Source organism: Streptomyces jeddahensis (assembly GCF_001642995.1).
GTDB classification, from domain to species: domain Bacteria; phylum Actinomycetota; class Actinomycetes; order Streptomycetales; family Streptomycetaceae; genus Streptomyces; species Streptomyces jeddahensis.
Genome location: NZ_LOHS01000076.1, coordinates 106722 through 129756 on the forward strand (window position 1 = coordinate 106722; position 23035 = coordinate 129756).

Sequence of the window (23035 nt, forward strand, 5' to 3'; positions counted from 1 at the left end):
GAACCACAGAGCGACGTCACTTCTCACTGACATTGATCATGGAGATGCGCGGCAAGTGACTCCCGAACTCGCGTGGAAATGACGTCCACGGAGGTGACACAGCCACCGCCTCTTTACAGGACCGGCCACCGCCTCCAACGCCGGCCTCACCGTCGCGCCCTCGCCGCCGAGGCCGACGGCCACCGCTGGCCCCCCAAAACGCCGCGCACCCAGCAATCTCGGTGCGCGGCACGCACAACTCGCCGCGCAAGCGCCAGCGCTAACCGGCCGTGGTGTCAACCGAGGTCCACTAGTCTAGAGGCTGGCCGAAGCCATCCGCAGCAGCCGCCTGGCGGAACCACTCCGCGCGCCCAGCCGCATGGCCTCCAACGCAGCTATGCCGCCACCCCTTCCAGCCCGAGGCCGGCCAGCGCAGCGCTCAGCGGCCCTGTCGTACCGACGAAAGAGGCGGCATCAGCCGCCTCGACGAGCTCTACAACGGCTGAATAGCGCCCCGAGACTGGAGCGGTGGCTGATGCACCGCTGGCAGTAGCGCTTTGGCGTCGTCGTCCCACTGCCTCTCGCCCGGCGAGAGTCAGCCGACTTGAGGGACAGGACAGGCGGGCGTCGGCCCAGCGGGACCGCCTCCCTAATGGTCGAGGACAGTGGGTGGGCGTTGGGGTGTCTCGTGAGACATCTATCAGCCTGGAGAACCCTGGCACGTATGCCCGTGCACAGACCCACGCACCGTCCCCACCCTCCGCGCCGCCCGATGCTGTCGGCGGCCGGGACCCTCCTCGCGGCACTCTCACTGCTGCTCGCGCTGCCGTTCGCGGCGCAGGCGGCCGGCACCGGCGGCACGGCCACCGCGGACATACCAGCGCGGGGCTCCGCCTCTATGGGCATGGGTGTCATCGAGCACGACGGCCAGGGCGGGCTGCCGCCGGACACCCGCGCCGTCCAGACGGAGGGCGTGGACGTCAGCAGCCACCAGGGCAACGTCGCCTGGTCGACGCTCTGGAGCAGCGGCGTGAAGTGGGCCTACGTCAAGGCCACCGAGGGCACGTACTACAAGAACACCTACTTCACGCAGCAGTACAACGGTTCGTACAACGTCGGGATGATCCGCGGGTCGTACCACTTCGCGACCCCCGACACGACGAGCGGCGCCACGCAAGCCAACTACTTCCTGGACAACGGCGGCGGCTGGTCCAGGGACGGCAAGACGCTGCCGGGCGCGCTGGACATCGAGTGGAATCCGTACGGGACGGACTGCTACGGCAAGACGCAGAGCGGCATGGTCAGCTGGATCAAGAGCTTCCTCGACCAGTACAAGGCGCGTACGGGCCGCGACGCGGTGATTTACACCTCGACGAGCTGGTGGAAGCTGTGCACCGGCAACTACAGCGGCTTCGCCTCGGCCAACCCGCTGTGGATCGCCCGCTACAACACGACGGTCGGTGAACTCCCCGCAGGCTGGAGCTACCAGACGATGTGGCAGTACACGTCGACCGGCCCCACCGTCGGCGATCACAACAAGTTCAACGGGGCGCTGGACCGGGTGCAGGCACTGGCCAACGGCTGATCCCGGATACGCGCGGGCCCGGGACCCACAGTGAGTCCCGGGCCTTTGCGTTCCGGTCGCGTCCGTCACCCCGCGACCGAAACCTTGTTCATCCAGGCTCGCCGGGCGTGCCGGGCTGCCGGGTCACGCGGCGACCGGCACCTCCGCGGGCGCGCCGTTCGTCGCCGGTGACAGCGCCAGCTCCAGCACCTGGCGGACGTCCGTGACCGCGTGGACGTCGAGCTTGTCGAGGACCTCGGCCGGTACGTCGTCCAGGTCGGGCTCGTTCCGCTTCGGGATGACGACCGTCGTGATCCCGGCCCGGTGGGCGGCCAGCAGCTTCTGCTTGACGCCGCCGATGGGCAGGACCCGTCCGGTCAGCGAGACCTCACCGGTCATCGCCACGTCCGTACGGACCAGACGGCCGGACAGGAGCGAGGCGAGGGCCGTCGTCATCGTGATGCCCGCGCTCGGGCCGTCCTTCGGGACCGCGCCCGCCGGGAAGTGGATGTGCACACCCCGGTCCTTCAGGTCGCCGACCGGCAGCTCCAGTTCGGCGCCGTGCGAGCGGAGGAAGGAGAGCGCGATCTGCGCGGACTCCTTCATCACGTCCCCGAGCTGGCCGGTGAGCGTCAGCCCCGCGGCGCCCGTCTCCGGGTCGGCGAGCGACGCCTCGACGTAGAGGACGTCGCCGCCCGCGCCGGTGACGGCGAGGCCGGTGGCGACACCGGGCACGGCCGTACGCCGCTCGGCCGGGTCCTGCGCGGACTCGGGCACGTGGTGCGGCCGCCCGATCAGCCCGCGGAGGTCGCCCTCCGTGACCGTGAACGGCAGTTCGCGCTCGCCGAGTTCGTGCTGGGCTGCGATCTTGCGGAGCAGCCGGGCGACGGAGCGCTCGAGGTTGCGGACGCCCGCCTCGCGTGTGTACTCGCCGGCGAGCTTGCGCAGCGCGCCCTCGTCGATGACGACCTCGTCCGTGCTGAGCCCGGCCCGCTCCAGCTGACGCGGCAGCAGGTGGTCCCGGGCGATGACGACCTTCTCGTCCTCGGTGTAGCCGTCGAGCCGGACGAGCTCCATCCGGTCGAGCAGCGCCTCCGGGATGGCCTCCAGGACGTTGGCGGTGGCCAGGAACACGACGTCGCTCAGGTCCAGCTCCACCTCCAGGTAGTGGTCGCGGAAGGTGTGGTTCTGCGCGGGGTCGAGGACCTCGAGCAGGGCGGCCGCGGGGTCGCCGCGGAAGTCGGAGCCGACCTTGTCGATCTCGTCGAGGAGGACGACGGGGTTCATGGACCCGGCCTCCTTGATGGCGCGGACGATACGGCCGGGGAGGGCACCGACGTACGTACGCCGGTGGCCACGGATCTCGGCCTCGTCGCGCACACCGCCGAGTGCGACGCGCACGAACTTCCGCCCCATCGCGTGCGCGACGGACTCACCCAGGCTGGTCTTGCCGACACCGGGCGGGCCGACGAGCGCGAGAACGGCACCCCCGCGCCGCCCGCCGACCACGCCCAGTCCCCGGTCGGCGCGCCGCTTGCGCACCGCCAGGTATTCGGTGATCCGCTCCTTCACGTCCTCCAGGCCGGCGTGCTCGGCGTCGAGCACGGCCTTGGCGCCCTGGATGTCGTACTGGTCCTCGGTCCGCTCGTGCCAGGGGAGTTCGAGGACGGTGTCGAGCCAGGTGCGGATCCAGGAGCCCTCGGGCGACTGGTCGCTCGCCCGCTCGAGCTTGTCGACCTCCTTGAGCGCGGCCTCCCGCACCTTCTCGGGAAGGTCGGCGGCCTCCACGCGCGCGCGGTAGTCGTCGGACTGGTCGTCCCCGTCCTCGCCGTTGAGTTCGCGCAGCTCCTTGCGTACGGCTTCGAGCTGGCGGCGCAGCAGGAACTCGCGCTGCTGCTTGTCGACGCCCTCCTGGACGTCCTTGGCGATGGACTCGGCCACGTCCTGCTCGGCGAGGTGCTCGCGGAGCTGCTCCGTGGCGAGCTTGAGACGCGCGACCGGGTCGGTGGTCTCCAGGAGCTCCACCTTCTGGGCGGTGGTCAGGAACGGCGAGTAGCCGGAGTTGTCCGCGAGGGCCGACACGTCGTCGATCTGCGCCACACGGTCCACGACCTGCCACGCGCCGCGCTTCTTCAGCCAGCTCGTGGCCAGCGCCTTGTACTCCTTCACCAGCTCGGCGACCGCGCCGGGCAGCGGGTCCGGCACGGTCTCGTCGACCTGCATGCCCTCGACCCACAGCGCCGCACCCGGCCCCGGCGTCCCGGCGCCGATCTGCACGCGGCCGCGGCCGCGGATCAGCGCGCCCGGATCGCCGCCGGAGAGCCGCCCCACCTGCTCGACGGTGCCGAGCACACCGGTGGCGGCGTACGTCCCGTCGATGCGTGGAACAAGCAGCACCTTCGGCTTGCTGTCCCCACTGGACCGCGCGGCGGCCTGAGCGGCCTCCACCGCGGCGCGTACGTCGGCATCGGTGAGGTCCAGCGGAACCACCATCCCGGGCAGCACGACCTCGTCGTCGAGCGGCAGCACGGGCAGGGTGAGCGGTGTGGACGTCGAACCCATGATCTCCCCTTCGGCAGTCAAGTTGAGCTGTACAGGCTCAATGCATATGAGCCCTGGGATGTTCCCAGGGCTCTGTTCGCTCTGAGCGATCAAGGGCTCCGCCCAGGTCAGAGGTGTAATGGGCGGGCACAGCCTGCATGCGCGGGGCGTACGCTCGCGAGCATCGCGCTCGACCGGGGCGCGACGACGGCGTGCTGGGGGCCACCGTGGAGGGACGGGCGCTGTACGAGTCACTGGGCTGGACGGTCGTCGCGCCGCTGACCAGTCTCTTCTTCGACGCTGCGAACTGACGCTGAGCACCGTCTCCCCCGCCGGCGCCACGCCGTCGGCGCTCACGGGCGGCTAATTACCGGGACACGGGCGCCGGTTGGCGCCAGGATGCCCGCATGGACCGGCAGACGATCAGCGCCCTCGCCCACGGCGACCATCCGATCGCGGCGCCCCTGAGCGACGACTCGGTGGGGCGGCTCCTGGAGCGGGCGCTGCCGCACGGCGAGGCGCGTCTGCTCGATCTCGGCTGCGGGTCCGGCGAGTGGCTGCTGCGGGCTCTCGCCGGGCGGCCGGAGCTGCGGGCCGACGGAGTCGACCTCGCCGCCGCTGCCCTGGACCGCGCCCGGGCGGCGGCCGAGTGGGACGGCATCGGGGACCGGCTCACCCTCCACCACCAGGACGCGACGGAGTTCACCGCCTCCGGCCCGTACGACCTGGTGCTCAGCGTCGGTGCCGCGCACGTCTGGGGCGGGCTGCTGCCCACGCTCCGGACCGCCCGCAGCCACCTCGCCCCGGGCGGAAGCGTCCTGGTCGGGGACGGCTTCTGGGAGCGGGAGCCGGACCGGGCGACGCTCGACGCGGGGTTCGCGCCGGACGAGTACGCCGATCTCCCGACCACCGTCGACCGGATCACGGCCGACGGCTGGCGCCCGGTGTACGGGCACGTCAGCACCCCCGAGGAGTGGGATGACTACGAGTGGTCCTGGACCGGGACCCTCACCCGCTGGGCCCTTGACCACCTCGACGACCCCGGCCACGACGACGCCCTGGAGGCCGCGGCCGCCCACCGCGAGGCATGGCTGCGCGGCTACCGCGGCACCCTCGGTTTCGTGACGCTGGTGCTGCGCCGGGCCGGCGACACGTGAGGGGCCTGACTGCGGCGCAGGCGGCGGCCCTGCACCACGTGCGGGCCGCGGGCCGGGCACGCCACGCGACCGCGGTGGCCCGTATCGCCGCCGCCATCGGCGCGGAGACGACCGCATCGGCCGCCACCATCAGTGCGGAAGCCACCGCATCGGCCGCCACCATCGGATGGGAATCGACCCCCTCGGCCACCGCCGTCAGCCCGCCGGTGAGCCCCGCCACCCACGTCCAGCACCTCGTCGAGCAGCTCACCTCCCTCATACGCGAGCACGCGCGCGTGACGCTCAACTTTCACCCGGACCGGCTGCTCGCAGACGGCCGCACCGTCGCCGAGTCCCTCTGCTCGGACGGGCGATACCGCAGCCAGTACGAGACAGGTCTGTCCAACGGCAGCCGCACCGCGTATACCGGCGGGGACCGGGACGGATGGGAGGAGCGGCTGTTCGGCGGGGCGTATCACGCGCCGGGCGTCACCGCGGGTGAGCGGCCCAGGTACGGGGGGCTCAACCTGATGAAGCACCCTGACGGCGCGTGCCCGCGCTACGGCTCCTGCCATGTGCGCCTGCGCCCCGCCGTGCACGCCCGCGCCACCTACTGCTTCGGTGACAGCCACGTCGGCCCGGACGACATCGGCACCATCGACGCCTTCGCACCCGTACTCGCCGGGCTGTGCGAGACGGCACGGGACACCGGCCGGATCCTCGGTGTCACGGGCGCCGACCCGGTGGCGGTCCTGCACGAACTGCCGGAGCCCATCCGTCCCGTACGGAACGGGCGGGCGCTGGACGAGTACATCGAGGTGCAGGTCCACGGCCCCGTCGACCTGCACCGCAATGCGGAAGCCCTGGTCCTGGACCCGTCCTTCCGCGGCACACGAACCGGGGCGCTGCTGGTGGCGACCGCCGCGCGCCACGGGCTGACGGTGGAGTGGCACGAGGGGTTCCGCCTTCGAGCGCAGGACCTGGACGACGAGTTCAGGGGACCGGTGATGCGCCCCCTCGCCCTCCGCATCTGTGCGGAATTCGCCGGTCCGGACGGACTGCTGGACGCGCAGGTCCTGGGACGCGCCGCCGCATCCGTCGTCACCGACCCGCAGGAGTGGGCGGAATGGGGCACTCAGGACGAAGTGCTGCAGTACGTCAAGCAGTTGTGGCACTGCCTGGTGCAGTTCGGCGAACCGGACCATCGACCCGCCCCGCCGGGTGGATGGTCCGCAAAGAAGTAGCCGTATAGCGACGGCCCGACCAGGATGGGAACCATGCCCACCCCGCACAACACCCCCGTCCCGGAAGGCCCCGTCGTCCTGGACCGGCGGGAGGGCCCCCACGGCGAGGTGGTCCTCCGCCGCCACGGCGGGCTGCTGCAGATCATCGCCAACGGCTGCTTCCTCATGGACACATCGGACGGCCGCTCGGAGCGGCGCCTCGTGGACGCGGCCCTGGACGCGCTGGACGACCGCCCCGCACCCACCGTCCTCATCGGCGGTCTCGGCGTCGGCTTCTCGCTCGCCCACGCGGCACGGAACCCGCGCTGGAAGCGCATCGTGGTCGTCGAGCGCGAACAGGCCGTCATCGACTGGCACCGTGACGGCCCGCTGTCGGAGCTCTCCGCCGAGGCGCTCGCCGATCCTCGTACGGAGATCGTGGCAGCCGACCTCGTCGCATACGTACACGAGTCGGAAGAGGCATACGACGCACTCTGCCTGGACATCGACAACGGCCCGGGCTGGACCGTGACCGACGACAACGAGGGCCTGTACTCGCCTGCCGGGCTCGCGGCATGCCGTGAGCGGCTCACGCCGGGCGGTGTGCTCGCCGTCTGGTCCGCCCAGCCATCGCCTCGTTTTGAACAAACCTTGCGGAATGCCGGATTCCAAGGGGTCCGTACCGAAGAGGTCCCGGTTGCCCGGGGCGTTCCGGACGTAGTCCATCTTGCAACCAGGGCTGAATAGCCGAGGCGCGGTCGCGCCCCGTACGCTGCTGCTCGGCGCGCAGATCATTCAAGCGTCAAGCGCAGTAATGGGATCACCCCACGGATTCCGGAAAGCACAGTCAGGGGCGGGGCGATGGAGCAGACGACACACACCTCCCACAACGGCACCGCGGCTGCCACGCCGGGCGCTCAGCGACGGGTGCTGGTGGTCGAGGACGACCCGACGATCGTCGACGCCATCTCCGCCCGGCTGCGAGCCGAGGGATTCCTCGTGCAAACAGCGGGCGACGGACCGGCCGCCGTCGACACGGCCGAGGCATGGCAACCCGATCTGCTGATCCTCGACGTCATGCTGCCCGGCTTCGACGGCCTCGAGGTGTGCCGCCGGGTACAGGCGCAGCGGCCCGTCCCGGTGCTGATGCTGACCGCGCGTGACGACGAGACCGACATGCTGGTCGGGCTCGGCGTCGGCGCGGACGACTACATGACCAAGCCGTTCTCGATGCGCGAGCTGGCCGCCCGGGTGCACGTCCTGCTGCGCCGCGTGGAGCGTGCCGCGCTCGCCGCGACGACCCCGCGCAGCGGCATACTCCGGCTCGGCGAGCTCGAGATCGACCACGCCCAGCGCCGGGTGCGGGTGCGCAGCGAGGACGTCCACCTGACGCCCACCGAATTCGACCTGCTGGTGTGCCTCGCGAACACACCGCGCGCCGTGCTCTCCCGCGAGCAGCTGCTGGCCGAGGTCTGGGACTGGGCGGACGCCTCCGGCACCCGGACCGTCGACAGCCACATCAAGGCGCTGCGGCGCAAGATCGGCGCCGAGCGGATCCGCACGGTGCACGGCGTCGGGTACGCGCTGGAGACGCCCACGCCATGAGCGCGTCGGCAGGGCCGGTGGAGACGGGCGGGGGCGGCGACGCGGGATCTCCGCGCCGGCAGCCCGCTGCGCCCGGCCGCCGGGGCGGGGCCCCCTGGGGTTCGCTGCGGCCGTTCTCCATCAAGACGAAGCTCGGCACCCTGGTCGTCGTGTCGGTGTTCATCACGACCGGCCTGCTGATGGTCGCGGTGCGCACGAAGACGGAGTTCCGCTTCATCACGGTCTTCTCGGTGATAGCGACCCTGCTGATCACCCAGTTCGTGGCGCACTCCCTCACGGCTCCGCTCGACGAGATGAACAGGGTGGCCCGCTCCATCTCGGACGGCGACTACACACGGCGGGTGCGCGGCGCCGACCGGCGCGACGAGCTCGGCGATCTGGCCTCGACGATCAACCGCATGGCCGACGACCTGGAGGCCCAGGACCAGCAACGCAAGGAGCTGGTCGCCAACGTCTCGCACGAGTTGCGCACTCCCATCGCGGCCCTGCGCGCGGTCCTGGAGAACGTCGTCGACGGCGTCTCGGCCGCCGACCCCGAGACGATGCGCACGGCCCTGAAGCAGACCGAGCGCCTGGGCCGCCTGGTCGAGACGCTTCTCGACCTGTCCCGCCTGGACAACGGCGTCGTACCGCTGAAGGCCCGCCGCTTCGAGGTGTGGCCGTACCTGTCGGGCGTGCTGAAGGAGGCCAACATGATCGCCTCGCAGCGCGCGGGCATCGCCTCCGGTTCCGGCAGCCACACGCGTACGGACGTCCATCTGCACCTGGACGTGTCGCCGCCGGAGCTGACGGCGCACGCGGACCCGGAGCGGATCCACCAGGTCGTGGCCAACCTGATCGACAACGCCGTCAAGCACAGCCCTCCGCACGGCCGGGTGACGCTGCGGGCCCGGCGCGGCCCGACACCCGAGTCGCTTGACCTGGAGGTCCTGGACGAGGGCCCGGGCATCCCGCGGTCGGAGTGGCACCGGGTCTTCGAGCGGTTCAACCGCGGCAGGTACTCCCACGCGGTCGCGCAGGGGCCGGGCAGCGACGGCGGCACGGGCCTCGGCCTGGCGATCGCGCGCTGGGCCGTGGACCTACACGGCGGCTCCATCGGCGTGGCCGAATCGCCTCGCGGCTGCCGGATCCAGGTCACACTTCCGGGCCTGCCGCATCCGCAAAGTTGACGTAAAGTTCGAGTAGGCGGGGTCCCAAGGGGTCGCGGCGCTGCGTCGGCGTACCCGCATACAGCGGAACCGCGCTTGTTTCCCGCCAATTCAAGCGCCGAAACGCGGTTTTCGATGTGACTTACACGACGGATCACCGGCCCGGCCTGCACCTCTCGGCGATGGAGGCGTAGCCTTTATTCCCGCTGTCCATCACCTTGTGAAGCGGAAGAGGGCGGTTGCCGCCGTGTCGCCACAGTCCCCCAGTAACTCGAGCATCTCCACCGAGACCGACCAAGCCGGGAAGAACCCGGCTGCCGCGTTCGGTGCCAACGAGTGGCTCGTCGACGAGATCTATCAGCAGTACCTCCAGGACCCGAACTCGGTAGACCGAGCCTGGTGGGACTTCTTCGCCGACTACAAGCCGGGCGGCGGCGCCGCCACCACGGCGAAGCCGGACGGTGCTGCTGTCGCGGGGGCCCCGGGCACCATCGCCGAGGCCTCTGCCGCGCCGAGCGCCCCGGCCACCGCGGCCCCGAGCGCCGCCGCGCCGGCCGCGCCAGCAGCGCCCGCGGCCCCGAAGCCCGCCGCAGCCCCGGCCCCCGCGGCGAAGCCCGCGGCCGCCGCTCCCGCCGCCGCAAAGCCGGCCGCGGCGAAGCCCGCCGCGAAGGCCGCGCCCGCCGAGGCGCCCGAGGGTCCCGAGTTCGTGACGCTGCGCGGCCCCTCCGCCGCCGTTGCGAAGAACATGAACGCGTCACTGGAGCTGCCGACGGCCACGTCCGTCCGCGCGGTCCCGGTCAAGCTGCTCTTCGACAACCGCATCGTCATCAACAACCACCTCAAGCGCGCCCGGGGCGGGAAGATCTCCTTCACGCACCTCATCGGGTACGCGATGGTGCAGGCCATCAAGGCCATGCCGTCGATGAACTGGTCGTTCGGCGAGAAGGACGGCAAGCCGACCCTGGTCAAGCCGCCGCACATCAACCTCGGCCTGGCCATCGACCTGGTGAAGCCCAACGGCGACCGCCAGCTGGTCGTCGCGGCGATCAAGAAGTCCGAGACGCTGAACTTCTTCGAGTTCTGGCAGGCCTACGAGGACATCGTCCGCCGCGCCCGCGACGGCAAGCTGACGATGGACGACTTCACCGGCGTCACGGTCTCCCTGACCAACCCCGGCGGCCTCGGCACCGTCCACTCGGTGCCGCGCCTGATGCCCGGCCAGTCGGTGATCATGGGCGTCGGCTCCATGGACTACCCGGCCGAGTTCCAGGGCACATCGCAGGACACCCTGAACAAGCTGGGCATCTCCAAGGTCATGACGCTGACCTCGACGTACGACCACCGCGTGATCCAGGGCGCGGCGTCCGGCGAGTTCCTGCGGATCGTCGCGAACCTCCTCCTCGGTGAGAACGGCTTCTACGACGAGATCTTCGAGGCCCTGCGCATCCCGTACGAGCCGGTCCGCTGGCTCAAGGACATCGACGCCTCGCACGACGACGACGTCACCAAGGCCGCCCGGGTCTTCGAGCTGATCCACTCCTACCGGGTCCGCGGCCACCTCATGGCCGACACCGACCCGCTGGAGTACCGCCAGCGCAAGCACCCCGACCTGGACATCACCGAGCACGGGCTCACGCTGTGGGACCTGGAGCGCGAGTTCGCCGTCGGCGGCTTCGCCGGCAAGTCGATGATGACGCTGCGCGACGTCCTCGGCGTCCTGCGCGACTCGTACTGCCGCACCACCGGCATCGAGTACATGCACATCCAGGACCCCAAGCAGCGCAAGTGGATCCAGGACCGCGTCGAGCGCCCGCACAGCAAGCCGGAGCGCGAGGAGCAGCTGCGCATCCTGCGCCGCCTGAACGCCGCCGAGGCGTTCGAGACGTTCCTGCAGACGAAGTACGTCGGCCAGAAGCGCTTCTCGCTCGAGGGCGGCGAGTCGGTCATCCCGCTGCTCGACGCGGTGATCGACAGCGCTGCGGAGTCCCGCCTGGACGAGGTCGTCATCGGCATGGCCCACCGCGGCCGCCTGAACGTCCTGGCGAACATCGTCGGCAAGTCGTACGCGCAGATCTTCCGCGAGTTCGAGGGCAACCTCGACCCGAAGTCGATGCACGGCTCCGGCGACGTGAAGTACCACCTGGGCGCCGAGGGCACCTTCACCGGCCTGGACGGCGAGCAGATCAAGGTCTCGCTGACCGCCAACCCCTCGCACCTCGAGGCGGTCGACCCGGTCCTCGAGGGTGTCGCGCGCGCCAAGCAGGACATCATCGGCAAGGGCGGCTCGGACTTCACGGTCCTGCCGGTCGCCCTGCACGGTGACGCGGCCTTCGCGGGCCAGGGCGTCGTGGCCGAGACCCTGAACATGTCGCAGCTGCGCGGCTACCGCACGGGCGGCACGGTCCACATCGTCATCAACAACCAGGTCGGCTTCACGGCCGCGCCGGAGTCCTCGCGCTCGTCGATGTACTCCACCGACGTGGCCCGCATGATCGAGGCGCCGATCTTCCACGTGAACGGCGACGATCCCGAGGCGGTCGTGCGTGTCGCGCGTCTGGCCTTCGAGTTCCGCCAGGCGTTCAACAAGGACGTCGTCATCGACCTCATCTGCTACCGCCGCCGCGGTCACAACGAGGCCGACAACCCGTCCTTCACGCAGCCGCTGATGTACGACCTGATCGACAAGAAGCGCTCGGTGCGCAAGCTGTACACCGAGTCCCTGATCGGTCGCGGCGACATCACGCTGGAAGAGGCCGAGCAGGCCCTGCAGGACTACCAGGGCCAGCTGGAGAAGGTCTTCACGGAGGTCCGCGAGGCCACCTCGCAGCCCGCCGAGGCCCAGGTCCCGGACGCGAAGGCCGAGTTCCCGGTGGCCGTCACCACCGCGATCTCCCAGGAGGTCGTGAAGCGGATCGCCGAGTCCCAGGTCAACATCCCCGAGCGGATCACCGTCCACCCGCGCCTGATGCCGCAGCTGCAGCGCCGCGCGACCATGGTCGAGGACGGCACGATCGACTGGGCGATGGGCGAGACCCTGGCGTTCGGCTCGCTGCTGCTCGAGGGCACCCCGGTCCGGCTGTCCGGCCAGGACTCCCGCCGCGGCACGTTCGGCCAGCGCCACGCGGTGCTGGTGGACCGCGAGACGGGCGAGGACTACACCCCGCTCCTGTACCTCGCGGACGACCAGGCCCGCTTCAACGTCTACGACTCGCTCCTCTCCGAGTACGCGGCGATGGGCTTCGAGTACGGCTACTCGCTGGCCCGCCCCGAGGCGCTGGTCCTCTGGGAGGCGCAGTTCGGCGACTTCGTCAACGGCGCGCAGACGGTCGTGGACGAGTTCATCTCGTCGGCGGAGCAGAAGTGGGGCCAGACGTCCGGCGTCACCCTCCTCCTGCCCCACGGCTACGAGGGCCAGGGCCCGGACCACTCCTCGGCCCGCCCGGAGCGCTTCCTGCAGCTCTGCGCCCAGAACAACATGACGGTCGCGATGCCGACTCTCCCGTCGAACTACTTCCACCTCCTGCGGTGGCAGGTGCACAACCCGCACCACAAGCCGCTGGTCGTCTTCACCCCGAAGTCGATGCTCCGCCTCAAGGCAGCCGCGTCGAAGACGGAGGAGTTCACCACGGGCGGCTTCCGTCCCGTCATCGGCGACACGACGGCCGACCCGGCCGCCGTCCGCAAGGTCGTCTTCACCTCCGGCAAGGTCTACTACGACCTGGAGGCGGAGCGCGTGAAGCGCGGCGTCACGGACACGGCGATCATCCGCCTCGAGCGCCTGTACCCGCTGCCGGGCACGGAACTCCAGCAGGAGATCGCCAAGTACCCGAACGCCGAGAAGTACCTGTGGGCCCAGGAGGAGCCGGCCAACCAGGGCGCCTGGCCGTTCATCGCCCTCAACCTGATCGACCACCTGGACCTGGCGGTCGGCGAGGACATCCCGGCCCGCGAACGCCTGCGCCGCATCTCGCGCCCGCACTCGTCGTCCCCGGCGGTGGGCTCGGCGAAGCGGCACCAGGCCGAGCAGGAGCAGTTGGTGCGGGAGGTCTTCGAGGCCTGAGCCTCGGAACCTTCTCCCAGGTGACTGACCGAAGGGCCCGGCCCCGAGTTCTTGGACTCGGGGGCGGGCCCTTCGGGGTTCCGGGCCCGTGGGAGACGATCTAGATGATCTGCGGCTCGAAGTCCCAGTAGGGACGGGTGCGGGAGCGGGCGGAGACGGTGTGGACGTGCCTCTCGCCCAGCGACTGGGCGAGTGCGTCCAGGGCTTCCCGCTCGATCTTGTCCGCCTGCCGGTTCTCGCCGGTGCCCCGCAGGTCGGCGGCGAGTGCGATGCGCGCGGTGAGGGTGAGGGGGTGCCGGTCCCCCAGCACCTCGGCCGCGGTCTCCGCAGTCCCCAGACTGAGCGTCGCGGCCGAAGCCGGATCTCCGGTCAGATTCCGGATGCCCGAGGCGTTGACCGCGCAGCCCAGTGTCCACGGATGCCGTTTGCCCACCGCCCTGCGCATCCCGCCGAGCGCGGCCTCGACAGTCTCCAGGGCCTGATCCCGCTCGCCGACACTGCGCAGGATCAGCGCGTTGTTGCAGCGCACTCCTTGCGCGAAGGGGTGGTCGGGTCCCAGCATCCGGGCGTAGTGGGCGGCAACGGACTCGCCCAGCCTGCGGGCCAGGTCCACGTCCCCGTGCTCCCGGGCGAAGAAGCTCTGGCTGGTGGCGAACATCAGGGTCAGCGGATGGTCGTCCCCCAGCACCCGCTCACTGCGCTCCAGTACCCCGGCCAGCATCTCACCGGCCTCCCGCCAGTCTCCGGAGCGGTAGTGGCACAGCGCCAGGTTGTGCTCCGCCTGGAGGGTCTGCGGGTTGTCGTCGCCCATGACCTGCCGGTGCACTCGGACGTTCTGGCCCTGGAGCGAGACGGCTTCCGCATAGCGGCCGAGCAGGCGCAGATCGGTGGCGTAGTGGACCTCGGCGTAGAGGGTCCAGTTGTGACGGGGGTTCAGGTACTGCCGGCGTTCCTCCATGGTCTGCCGGTGCAGGGCCAAGGCCTCCTCGTACCGGCCGAGCAGCCGCAGCGAGACGGCGAGGTTGTTGCGCGCGTTCTGGGTCCGCGAGTCGCCCTCGCCCAGCAGCCGTTCGTACGCATCGAGCACCCATGTGGAGATGGTGTACGCCTCGTCGTAGCGGCCGAGTCCGCGCAGGTCCGCCGCGAGACCGTCGGCGGCCTGGATGTGCTCCAGGTCGTCGGGGCCGCGCTGCTCCCGCAGGGTCTCCACGACCTTGCGTTCGATGGCCTCGGTGCGCGCGTAGTCGCCGACCGCGCGCAGAAGGTTCGCGTAGTGGTAGATCACGTCCCAGATGCGCGGGTGCTCCTCGCCGAGAAGGGAACGCCAGGTCTCCAGGGCCCGCTCGGCGAGCACGATGCCCGGCCGGTACTCGCCCGACAGGTACATGTACCGAAGACAGTTGAGAACCAGCCGCTGAACGTCCGGGTCGGTGCTGTGCAGGACATCGGCCGTCTTCAGGTGGGGCACGATCTCCGCGTACCGCGGCCACAGCCCCGGGTCCGTGGGGCGAAGCGGGTCGCTCGCGGCAAGAGCGCGGCGCGCTGCTTCCGTGAACTCGCGATGGTCCTGTTCAGGCATGTCTTGGTGCACGATCAAATGAACGAGCCGATGCATCGTCAGGTTTTCGACCAGTCCTGCCTGGTCACTCGGATCGCCGCCCGTGGGGTCGTCCAGGGCGGCGGCCCGGACGACCGCGTAGCGCTTGAGCTGCTCGACCGCCCGCGCCCAGCGAACCGGGCTCTCCACCAGTCCGACCAGCTTCTCCGGAAGCGCCTCGCGCGGCAACTCGCGCACCAGCCGGATGGGGATGGACGTAGGCCGGAAGAGTGTGCACATGCGCAGCAGGTCGACGGACTCGGGCAGGGTCTCGCGCAGATGGTTGAGGAGGATCGCCCAGGCGGTCCGGAAGGCCACCGGGAAGTCGGAGGAGACGGTCACCACGTCCTGCCCGGCTCCCTCTTCGAGGAGTTCGAGATACGCGTCGATGGTCATGTCCGACTCAGCGAGCCAGGCGGCGGTCTGGTCGAGCAGGAGCGGCAGATCCTCCAGCGCCTCCGCAAGCCGCTCCGCGTCCTGGTGGCTGAGACGGGGCGCCCGGCGCCGTACGAAGGCGATGGACTCGATGCGGTCGTACGGGCCGACCTCCACCAGTTGGCTGCTGTACCGGTTCCAGTCGCGGTTCCGACTGGTGATCAGCACATGGCCCCGTCCCTCGGGGACTAGATCCCACACCTGGTCGGGCTCGTCGGCGCCGTCCATGATGACCAGCCACCGGGAGTAGGGGTCGCCTCGGCGCAACGCGTGCCGGGCTGCGCGGAGCCGCTCGCCGTACTCCACACCGGTGGTGAGGCCGAGTTCGGGGGCCAGCTCGGCGAGGCGCTGGCGGCACGCGCCGCGCCGGTCCGCGGAGATCCACCACACCACGTCGTACTCGGAGCCGAACCGGTGGGCGTATTCGGCGGCGAGCTGGGTCTTGCCCACCCCGGGCGGACCGTGGAGGGCGGCCACGGCCGCTCCGCCGCTCGCTCCGTTGAGGGTGTCGTAGACACCGCCCAGAAGCGTCTCGCGGCCGGTGAAGCGGGGGTTGCGCCGCGGGACGTAGCCCCACACGTCAGGGGCCTCGGAGGGAAAACGGGGGCCACGCCGCCCGTCGACGGCCTGCGGCGGTCCGTCGGCGGGAATGCCGAGATGCCGCAGCAGGCGGGCTTCGGCCTCGTCGGCACCGATGTTGTTGAGCTGCGGGGCGCCGAACATCGCGGTCGCCGAGGGCACCCGGCTGTGGGTGACCGAGACGGCCGTGAAGTGGTCGCGGACGGGGAGCACGACCTCGCGCAGAGCGGAGTTCCACTCGGTGTCGGTACGCGGTCCGAGGCGGAAGTACCACTCGCTGAGCACCAGCAGGACGCGTCCCGGGGCGGTGGCGAGGTCCTGGAGGAGTTCGATCAGCGGCTGGTCCGCCGGCGATTCCCACAGCCGGTAGCTGACGGAGAAGCCGCGGCGTTCCAGCCGGTCACCGATCCAGGCGGCCCAGGCCCGGTTGAAGCCCGCGAAGCTGATTGTGATCTTCTCCACCGCGTCGCCCCGTCGCGCCTGCACCCTGCGTTCTGCCGGCATGGCCGCCGCCCCCCTGGCCTGTTTCGAGATCTCAAATACCCTACGGTTCAAGATAGTTGAGCTACAGCGGAGACGCCCCCGTCCCTGTGCTGTTCCGCTGCCGCCAGAGCAGGCGGGCGGTGGCGACATAGGCGCGGGCCCGCGCGAGATGCCCGGGGGGCGGCGGGCAGTCGGTGATCCGGCGGTACGTGGAGATCATCTCGTCGACCACCACCCGGCCTTCTGGTGTCAGCGCGTCAGAGCCGGCGAGGACCGGCAGTACCGCACCCACCTGCTCCCGACAGCGGGCGTGCTCGGCCCAGGCCGGGTCGCGGTGGGCCGCGCCGCGGGCGGCGAGCGCATAGCGCTGCCAGAAGTCGGCCAGCGCCAGATGTGAGTACGCGCCCTGGAGCAGTCCGTCGAAGGGCCGCGCGTCGGGGCGCCAGGGTGCCCAGTAGCGGCAGTCGTCGGTGGCGGTGTGCAAGGGGGTCAGTACACCAAGGGCGGAGAGTTTGGTGTGCTGGAGTTCGTGGACAAGGGTTGCGGCGAGAAAGGCAGCGGTGGGGGGTGTGCTGCTCAGGACCGCGCCGAACGCCTCGCGCCGGGTGCCGCTGCAGTGGGCGGGGCCGTCACCGGACCGGTCGGCGAGGGGCCGGGCCAGCGGTACCAGGCAGCGCAGCAGCAGGGCTGCCTCGTCCACCCGGTGCCGCCCGCCCAGGTGCAGCAGAGACTCGACCCCGTCCCACGTGGCGTGCCAGCGCTGCCGGTCCTCCTCGTCGAGTGACAGGGCCGCGGGACGGTCCGCACGTGGGCTGAGGTCGGCGCGGTAGGGGTCCACGTCGTCGAGCAGGACCGGCGATCGGCCTCCGGTGACGGCCGGCAGGGCCTGGACCGGTCGCCAGACCGGTCCGCCGGGTCCTGTCCCGTGCCCTGCGGCGCCGACCCGGCCGTCGGCGACCCGGACGGCGGTCATGGTTCCGGAGCCGGACGCCACGCGCAGTTCCCCCAGGGTGGGCAGCACGACACGTCCCCTTCGGGACTTCAGGCGGATGGAGAAGTCCAGGCCCGCGCGCACGCCGGCGGCCGTGGCCACCGCACCGAGATGGGTCAGGTCCGGACGGGGACGGGTGAGCGCCCCCGGGCCGGTGAGCGCACGGAGGCAGTCCAGCGCCCAGGGGCCGACCGTCGGATGGAGCAGCACCTCGCGGACGGCGTGCCGATCGGCCCGGTCGGCGGCCTCCAGGAGCGCCCAGTCGTCCCGCAGCCGGGCGCGGTCGGCCGGCCGGCAGCGGTCGTCGGGAGCGTCCAGCGCCGCGTCCAGCAGGGCCCGCAGCAGCACGAACCGCCGGGTGTCCTGGTCGCGGGCGAGAAGGCGGAGGGTCTCGGGTCCGCCCTCGGTGCGGCCCAGCTCGCGCAGCATCGGGGAGCTGATCCCGTTGCTCATGGGGTGCGGTCCTCCACAGCAGTGGCGGGTGGCCGCCGGCTCACCTCGGCCAGCCGCCGGTGGACGTGCCGGATGAAGCGCCGCAGGTCGGCGCAGTAGACGGACGGGTTGAGGAAGCCCCGGCCTGCGCGGTAGCGGTGGGCGTACTGGCCGCCTCCGCACACCGCGAGCACCGCACAGGACCGGCACTCGGCGGCCAGGGTGTCGGCACCGCGCTGCCGGTCGGCTATAGGCGGGTGGGCGAGGGCGTCCTCGAAGGAGTGGCGGAAGACGTCGAGGCCGGTGGCCGCCGCGCCGTGGTAGGCCGACTTGAGCGCGTCGGCCTGCTCGATCGCTCCGTCGGTCTCCACCACCACGGCGTCGAACGGGGCCAGGCCCAGGGCCTCGGTGGCGGCGGGCCGGCCGAGGAGCAGGGCGACGCACTCCTCGAAAAGCCGGATCCTCGTCTCCCGGCGGGGGGCGTGCCACCAGCGGTCGAAGACGGCTGCCAGCCAGTCCCCGTACGGGGTGGACTCCTCGCCCCCGGTGCGCATCCCGGGCGGCGGCGCGGACCAGTTGCCGTCAGGCAGCAGAAGGTCCAGGGCCGGCGGGTCCAGCGAGAGCAGTGACTCGTATGTCTCCACCGGGTCCTGACGGGTGTTCACCACGGCAAGGACACCCGCGTAGGCCTCCGGCCGGTGAGCGGCGAGGAGTCGTGCACCCCGTACGGCAGCCGGCCAGGCCGGGCGGCCGGCGTGGTCCACCCGGGCCGCGTTGTGCCTGGCGAGGCCGCCGTCCAGGCTGACACCGACGCGGATGCCCGCGTCCGCCAGGAGGTCGATCCGGCGGGCGGTGAGCAGGGTGCCGTTGGTCTGGACGACGGCGTGCACGGCGCAGTCCGGGGCCAGCCGCGCCCGCAGCCCGCGTGTGAGGTCCGCGAGCCGCTCGGCGCCGGCGAGCAGCGGTTCCCCGCCGTGCAGAACGAGGGAGACACGGGGCAGGCGGTGCGCCGCGGCGTGCTCGGCGATCCGGTCCACGGTGCGCGCGAGGACCGCTGGTGGCGTGGCTGCGGGCCTGTCCCGCCAGGTGTGGTCGGGGCCTGCGTAGACGTAGCAGTAGCTGCAGGCCAGGTTGCAGCGGCCGTGCACCTTCACGATGAACTGGCGGAACGGAACGGTCGGCCGGGAAGCCGCGTCTCGCTCCGGCGCGTGGCGCGACAAGGCTCGGGACATTCCGGCACCCCCCTGCGGTGCGCACTGCGACGGCGGTCCGGCTCGGTCCGGGTACCACCGCTGCTCAGCCGGTTCGGCCGGCGGTGTGCGGGCCGACGCGGTTCATCCCGTCACCGCGACCACGCCAAACACGAATCGATCTCTTTTGACTTGTTGCTTTTGCTTTAAGTCCTGATCGGTTCGCTCTGTGACGTCGATGTATGGCTTCGGAGGGCAGCGGCCGCCGGCCACCTGGTGCGGGACACCGGGCGCTCCGCCGTCGCGTGCCCGGGCGCCGCGGCGTCTCAGAACGCCCGGGTGAACCCCCAGAACATCTCGCCCGCCCCATCCCGCCCGTGGCGCAGGTCCGCCAGCAGGTCGACGAGGACCGGGTGGTCGAGCCTGCGGAGTTCCTCCAGATCGAGCGAGAGCAGGTCCGGCAGCTCCTCCCCCGTCGTCTGTCCGGGCGGCCCGGGCGTGGCCCCGACCGCGCCGTCCCCGCCGGGCGGCTCCTCGTACCGCTCCTCGTCCACCGGCTCCTCCGTCCGCTCCGCCATGATGCGCCTCCGTCTCCGTCCTCCCGTCGGCCCGTCCCGGTGCCGCGTCCGGCTCATGCCGCCGCCACCGCTTCCAGGCGCCGCGCGGTCCGGGCTGCGGCCTCCCGGTAGGTCTCCGGCAGCCGCGCCCACTCCTCAAGTGCTGCCCGGTATGCCTCGGCCGCAGCCCTCGGACGTCCGGCTCGTTCGTAGGCCAGCCCCATCCGGTCGTGCGCCCGCGCCGCCGTCACGGCCGCCTCCTCGCGGTTCCGGCCGTCCTCACCTGCCCGAGCTGCGGCCGCCGCGGCCGCCCGGAACGCCTCCGCCGCCTCGTCGAGCCCGGCCGACCGGTTCAGGCTGTCGGCCACTGAGAGGTGCGCCCGGCCCAGTTCGAACCAGCCCGCCGCCGCTGCCAGCGGGTCGGCCGCGCCCCGGGCGGACTTCCGGAAGAGGTGTTCGGCCTCGCGCAGGTCCACCGGATCGCCGTCGCGCTCATGCCGCCGCATCAGCGCCTGCCCCAGCAGCAGCCTCCGCTCGGCGAGTTCGGGCCCGTGCGACGGGGTCTCGGCCATGGCATCCCGCAGGACCCGTATGGCCTCGGCGAGGGCCCCGGCCGCAGCCGGCTGGCCGGCCGCGGCCAGCAGAGCCCGGGCCCGGCAGGTGAGGAGCTCGGCGTGCTCGGGCGTGTCGCGCCCGGTGGCCGCGATGGCCCGGGCGTACGCGTCGGCCGCGGCAAGAGGCCCTCCCCCGAGCTCTCGGCTTCGCTCGGGCAGGGGGGACCCCCCTGGCCCGCCGGGGGCATGCCGGGCCATCAGCACATGGCCGAGCCGGGTGTCGACCTCCGCGATCAGCCGGGCGTCCGTCAGGGCTTCCCGCACCCGCTCCAGTAGGGCCAGCGCCTCCGCGAGATCGTCCGGTTCACGGATCACCAGCAGCGCGTCCACCAGGTTCCTGACCGTCGGAAGATCGGCAGCGTCCAGAGGGGCGCCGTCCGGATCGTCCAGCACGGTGCGCAGCAGATCGGCGGCCTGTCGCGCGTACAGCACGGCGTGCTCGCGGTCCGCGCCGGCCTCGCAGAGCAGCAGCAGGAACCTGCCGTGGGTCCGCGAGACGGCGGGCGCCGCCCGGTCCTGGTCGGACCGGATCTCACTCAGCGCCTCGAGCATGCCCACCGCCCCCTGCAGCAGGGACAGGTCGCCACCCAGCCGCCACTGCGCCTCCAGCGCCGTGACCCGCTCCAGCGTGAACCGCTCCAGTTCCTCCGGGCTGAGGCCCGGCGCGTTGCAGGCCACCGTGTACGCCCGGTCGGCTCGCCGCAACAGGTCGCGCGCCGCCTGCCGGCGGCCGAGCCGGGTCTGTTCCCGGGCGGCGGCGCGCAACACCCGGGCCAGCACGGCCCGTTCGCGTGCCCCGCCCGGCAGCGATCCGGCCCGCTCCGCCGCATCCTCCGCCTCCCGCAGCAGGTCGGGACCGCCCAGCACTTCCCACAACCGCAGGGCACAGCGGGCGAGTTCCGACCAGAGCCGCGGATCCTCGCGGTCCGGTCCGGGCCCCCGGGTGGCTCCCCGGAGCAGCTGGAGGGCGTCGATGAGCGGCTGCACCATGCGGGTTTCCTCGTACTCGGTCACCAGACGCCGGGCCCGGGGCACCGCCTCGTGCACCGGGCGGTCGGCGGCCTGATCATCGGTGGAGCGGCCGGGAAGAATCCGTTCGGGGAGCGTCATGAAGCGCCGCAGTACGGCGGCGGCCACTTCCGCGAAGGGCTGCGGAACCGTCGAGCCCTCGCCGCCGTCGCCCGTGTCGTCGTCGAAGGTCCGCTCCGGAGAGGGGCCGACAGCGGTGCAGCCGTCGACGGTCACGGCGGGCGGGCGGGCCGCGACCCCGGGGACATGCTCGCCGAGCTGGGCGCGGGCCAGGGCGAGGAAGCTCGGGCCGCCGCGACCGAAGGTCCGCTCGACGTACTCCGAGCAGTGCTTGAAGACGAGCAGCGCCTCATCCCTCCCCAGCGGTCCGAGCAGCGCGTCGCGGACCCCCGGGGCGAACTCGTACCACCATCCCCGCTCCGGCCCGGGGTCCTCCTGCCGGTCGGCACGCGTCAGCAGCCCGCTCAGCAGCACCTCGGCCATCTCGGCCGGACCGGAGTCCGGCAGCATGGTGCGCTGCACCAGGCGCATGACCGGCAGATGGAGCGGGGCCGCCGCGAGGTAGACGGCGAGCTGCCCGGCCATCTGGGACGCCGAGGCCCGGAAGCGGCTGACCAGTTCGGCGGCGAGCATGTCCCGGTCGGGCTCGGCGGGCCTGACCGGCGCCTCGTCGCCGCGGACCCAGCCCACGGCTCCCCCGCCGCGTCCGCCGCCCTGCCCGGACATCAGCCTGGCCCAGGCCGCCAGGGCGCCTGGGACGGGGGGCAGCACCGGGACCGGCAGCGCCCCGCCGGCCCACAGCCGCCGGGCGGCGGGGCCGAGCAGCACCGGGGGGCCGTCGGACCGCATGAGTTCAGCGGAGGTGACAGGCAGTCGGGTACGCCCCCACATCCGCTGCGGAAGCGGCTGGAGGACGGCGGTGGGGCCCTGCCGGGTCAGGCGGTGGAGCAGCCGGTGCGCCCGGCCGCTGTACCAGAGAGGTCCGGCGCAGTCGCTCAGCAGCACGGTGAAACCGCGCCCGGCCGGGTCGCCCAGGCTCTCGGCCGGCCACAGCTTGTCGCCTTCCGGGTCCGGGCGGTGGCTTATGCCCGGCTCACCGTGCGGGCCTTCGTGCAGATAGTGCGTACGCACGTCCCGGAAGATGCCTAACTGGCCGAAGATGCTCCCCAGTTCGCCGAAGAGCCCCTCCCAGACGCGCATCGACGACGAGGCGTCCATCACCAGGTCGAGCCGGGTCTCGGCGCGCCGGTCCGCGCGCCACACCGGCACGAGCAGACCACCTGCGCTGGTCTCGGCGGTGGCCTGCTCGTCGAGGGTTCGCCGCAGCGGGCGCGTCGCGGGCCGGTAGCGCCTCAGCGGGCGCAGGGCACGCTGGACGCCCGGGGCGTCGGGCAGCGCGGGCGCTTCGGGCACGCCGACCTGCAGCGCGCCGCCCTCCCCGTCCGCGACGGTGCCGTCCGGTCTGCCCGCCGGCTCGGTGAACAGCGAGACCGGCCCGTCGGCCTCCGGTGGCCGGCTCCGGTCCTGTGCGCGGGCCTCCGCAGGGCCGGGGCCGTCTCCGGTGCCCGGCCGCCCCTCCACCTTGGGCGTGCTCGGCTCGGTGGCCACGGCCCCATGTCCCTCGCGGGACGCGGGGGTTCCCGGCGGGCTGCGGTCGGCGTGCGGCCGGCTCCAGCGGGCCAGCCACAGGGCGTCACGGACCTGGGCCGGGTCCGGATCGAGCCCGGCCTCGCGCAACAGCGCGACGAACCGGGCCAGTGGGTCTAAGGAGGCGCGTCCGGCGGCACCGGCGGCCGGGGGATGCGCTCCGCCGCGCTCTCCCCCCGGATCCCGCGGGTGCTGCCTGCCCTGGGCGGTCTCCTCGGCCACGTC

At 72.0% G+C, this 23035-nt stretch carries 13 protein-coding genes; 7 read left to right on the forward strand and 6 right to left on the reverse strand.

Annotated elements, in window-relative coordinates; genetic code table 11:
* The first annotated feature begins 703 nt into the window (after positions 1-703).
* On the forward strand, positions 704-1564 hold the full coding sequence (locus tag STSP_RS15590) for a lysozyme (protein ID WP_067277640.1): 861 nt from the start codon (positions 704-706) through the stop codon (positions 1562-1564).
* A gap of 123 nt (positions 1565-1687) precedes the next feature.
* On the opposite strand, the gene lon is transcribed toward STSP_RS15590, so the two are convergent.
* Positions 1688-4105, reverse strand: a complete 2418-nt coding sequence (gene lon / locus STSP_RS15595) for an endopeptidase La (RefSeq protein WP_067277643.1) — start codon at positions 4103-4105, stop codon at positions 1688-1690.
* Between the two features lie 386 nt (positions 4106-4491).
* Here lon and STSP_RS15600 point away from each other — a divergent pair, with 386 nt between their 5' ends.
* The 6 genes from STSP_RS15600 (at position 4492) to STSP_RS15625 (ending at position 13256) form a co-directional block, all read left to right on the forward strand.
* Positions 4492-5241 (forward strand): SAM-dependent methyltransferase, encoded by a 750-nt coding sequence (locus STSP_RS15600; RefSeq protein WP_067277648.1) that lies wholly within the window; start codon positions 4492-4494, stop codon positions 5239-5241.
* The gene (locus STSP_RS15605) at positions 5238-6464 is read left to right on the forward strand and encodes a DUF3626 domain-containing protein (RefSeq protein WP_067277651.1); all 1227 of its coding nucleotides are present in this window, start codon (positions 5238-5240) and stop codon (positions 6462-6464) included. The genes STSP_RS15600 and STSP_RS15605 overlap by 4 nt, the downstream gene beginning before the upstream one ends.
* Before the next feature lie 33 nt (positions 6465-6497).
* Positions 6498-7190, forward strand: coding sequence for a spermine/spermidine synthase domain-containing protein (locus STSP_RS15610; protein ID WP_067277653.1), 693 nt, complete (start codon positions 6498-6500; stop codon positions 7188-7190).
* Between the two features lie 114 nt (positions 7191-7304).
* Entirely contained in the window at positions 7305-8048 is a 744-nt protein-coding gene (locus STSP_RS15615) for a response regulator transcription factor (protein WP_067277655.1), read from the forward strand.
* Positions 8045-9217, forward strand: coding sequence for a HAMP domain-containing sensor histidine kinase (locus STSP_RS15620; RefSeq protein ID WP_232789656.1), 1173 nt, complete (start codon positions 8045-8047; stop codon positions 9215-9217). The genes STSP_RS15615 and STSP_RS15620 overlap by 4 nt, the downstream gene beginning before the upstream one ends.
* 226 nt (positions 9218-9443) lie before the next feature.
* The gene (locus tag STSP_RS15625) at positions 9444-13256 is read left to right on the forward strand and encodes a multifunctional oxoglutarate decarboxylase/oxoglutarate dehydrogenase thiamine pyrophosphate-binding subunit/dihydrolipoyllysine-residue succinyltransferase subunit (protein WP_067277844.1); all 3813 of its coding nucleotides are present in this window, start codon (positions 9444-9446) and stop codon (positions 13254-13256) included.
* 100 nt (positions 13257-13356) lie between these two features.
* Here STSP_RS15625 and fxsT read toward each other — a convergent pair whose 3' ends face one another.
* The 5 genes from fxsT to STSP_RS15650 all read right to left on the reverse strand — a co-directional run bounded on the left by fxsT (position 13357) and on the right by STSP_RS15650 (position 23032).
* Positions 13357-16371, reverse strand: a complete 3015-nt coding sequence (gene fxsT, locus STSP_RS15630) for an FxSxx-COOH system tetratricopeptide repeat protein (RefSeq protein WP_067277659.1) — start codon at positions 16369-16371, stop codon at positions 13357-13359.
* Between the two features lie 61 nt (positions 16372-16432).
* A complete protein-coding gene (locus tag STSP_RS15635; protein ID WP_067277660.1) occupies positions 16433-17794 on the reverse strand; it encodes an HEXXH motif domain-containing protein in 1362 nt (453 codons plus the stop codon).
* A complete protein-coding gene (locus STSP_RS15640; protein ID WP_067277661.1) occupies positions 17791-19005 on the reverse strand; it encodes an FxsB family cyclophane-forming radical SAM/SPASM peptide maturase in 1215 nt (404 codons plus the stop codon). Before STSP_RS15640 ends, STSP_RS15635 begins: the two co-directional genes overlap by 4 nt.
* Positions 19006-19289: 284 nt before the next feature.
* Positions 19290-19541, reverse strand: a complete 252-nt coding sequence (locus STSP_RS41210; RefSeq protein WP_067277668.1) for a hypothetical protein — start codon at positions 19539-19541, stop codon at positions 19290-19292.
* Positions 19542-19594: 53 nt separating this feature from the next.
* Positions 19595-23032 (reverse strand): SAV_2336 N-terminal domain-related protein, encoded by a 3438-nt coding sequence (locus STSP_RS15650; RefSeq protein ID WP_078067203.1) that lies wholly within the window; start codon positions 23030-23032, stop codon positions 19595-19597.
* Positions 23033-23035: the final 3 nt, after the last annotated feature.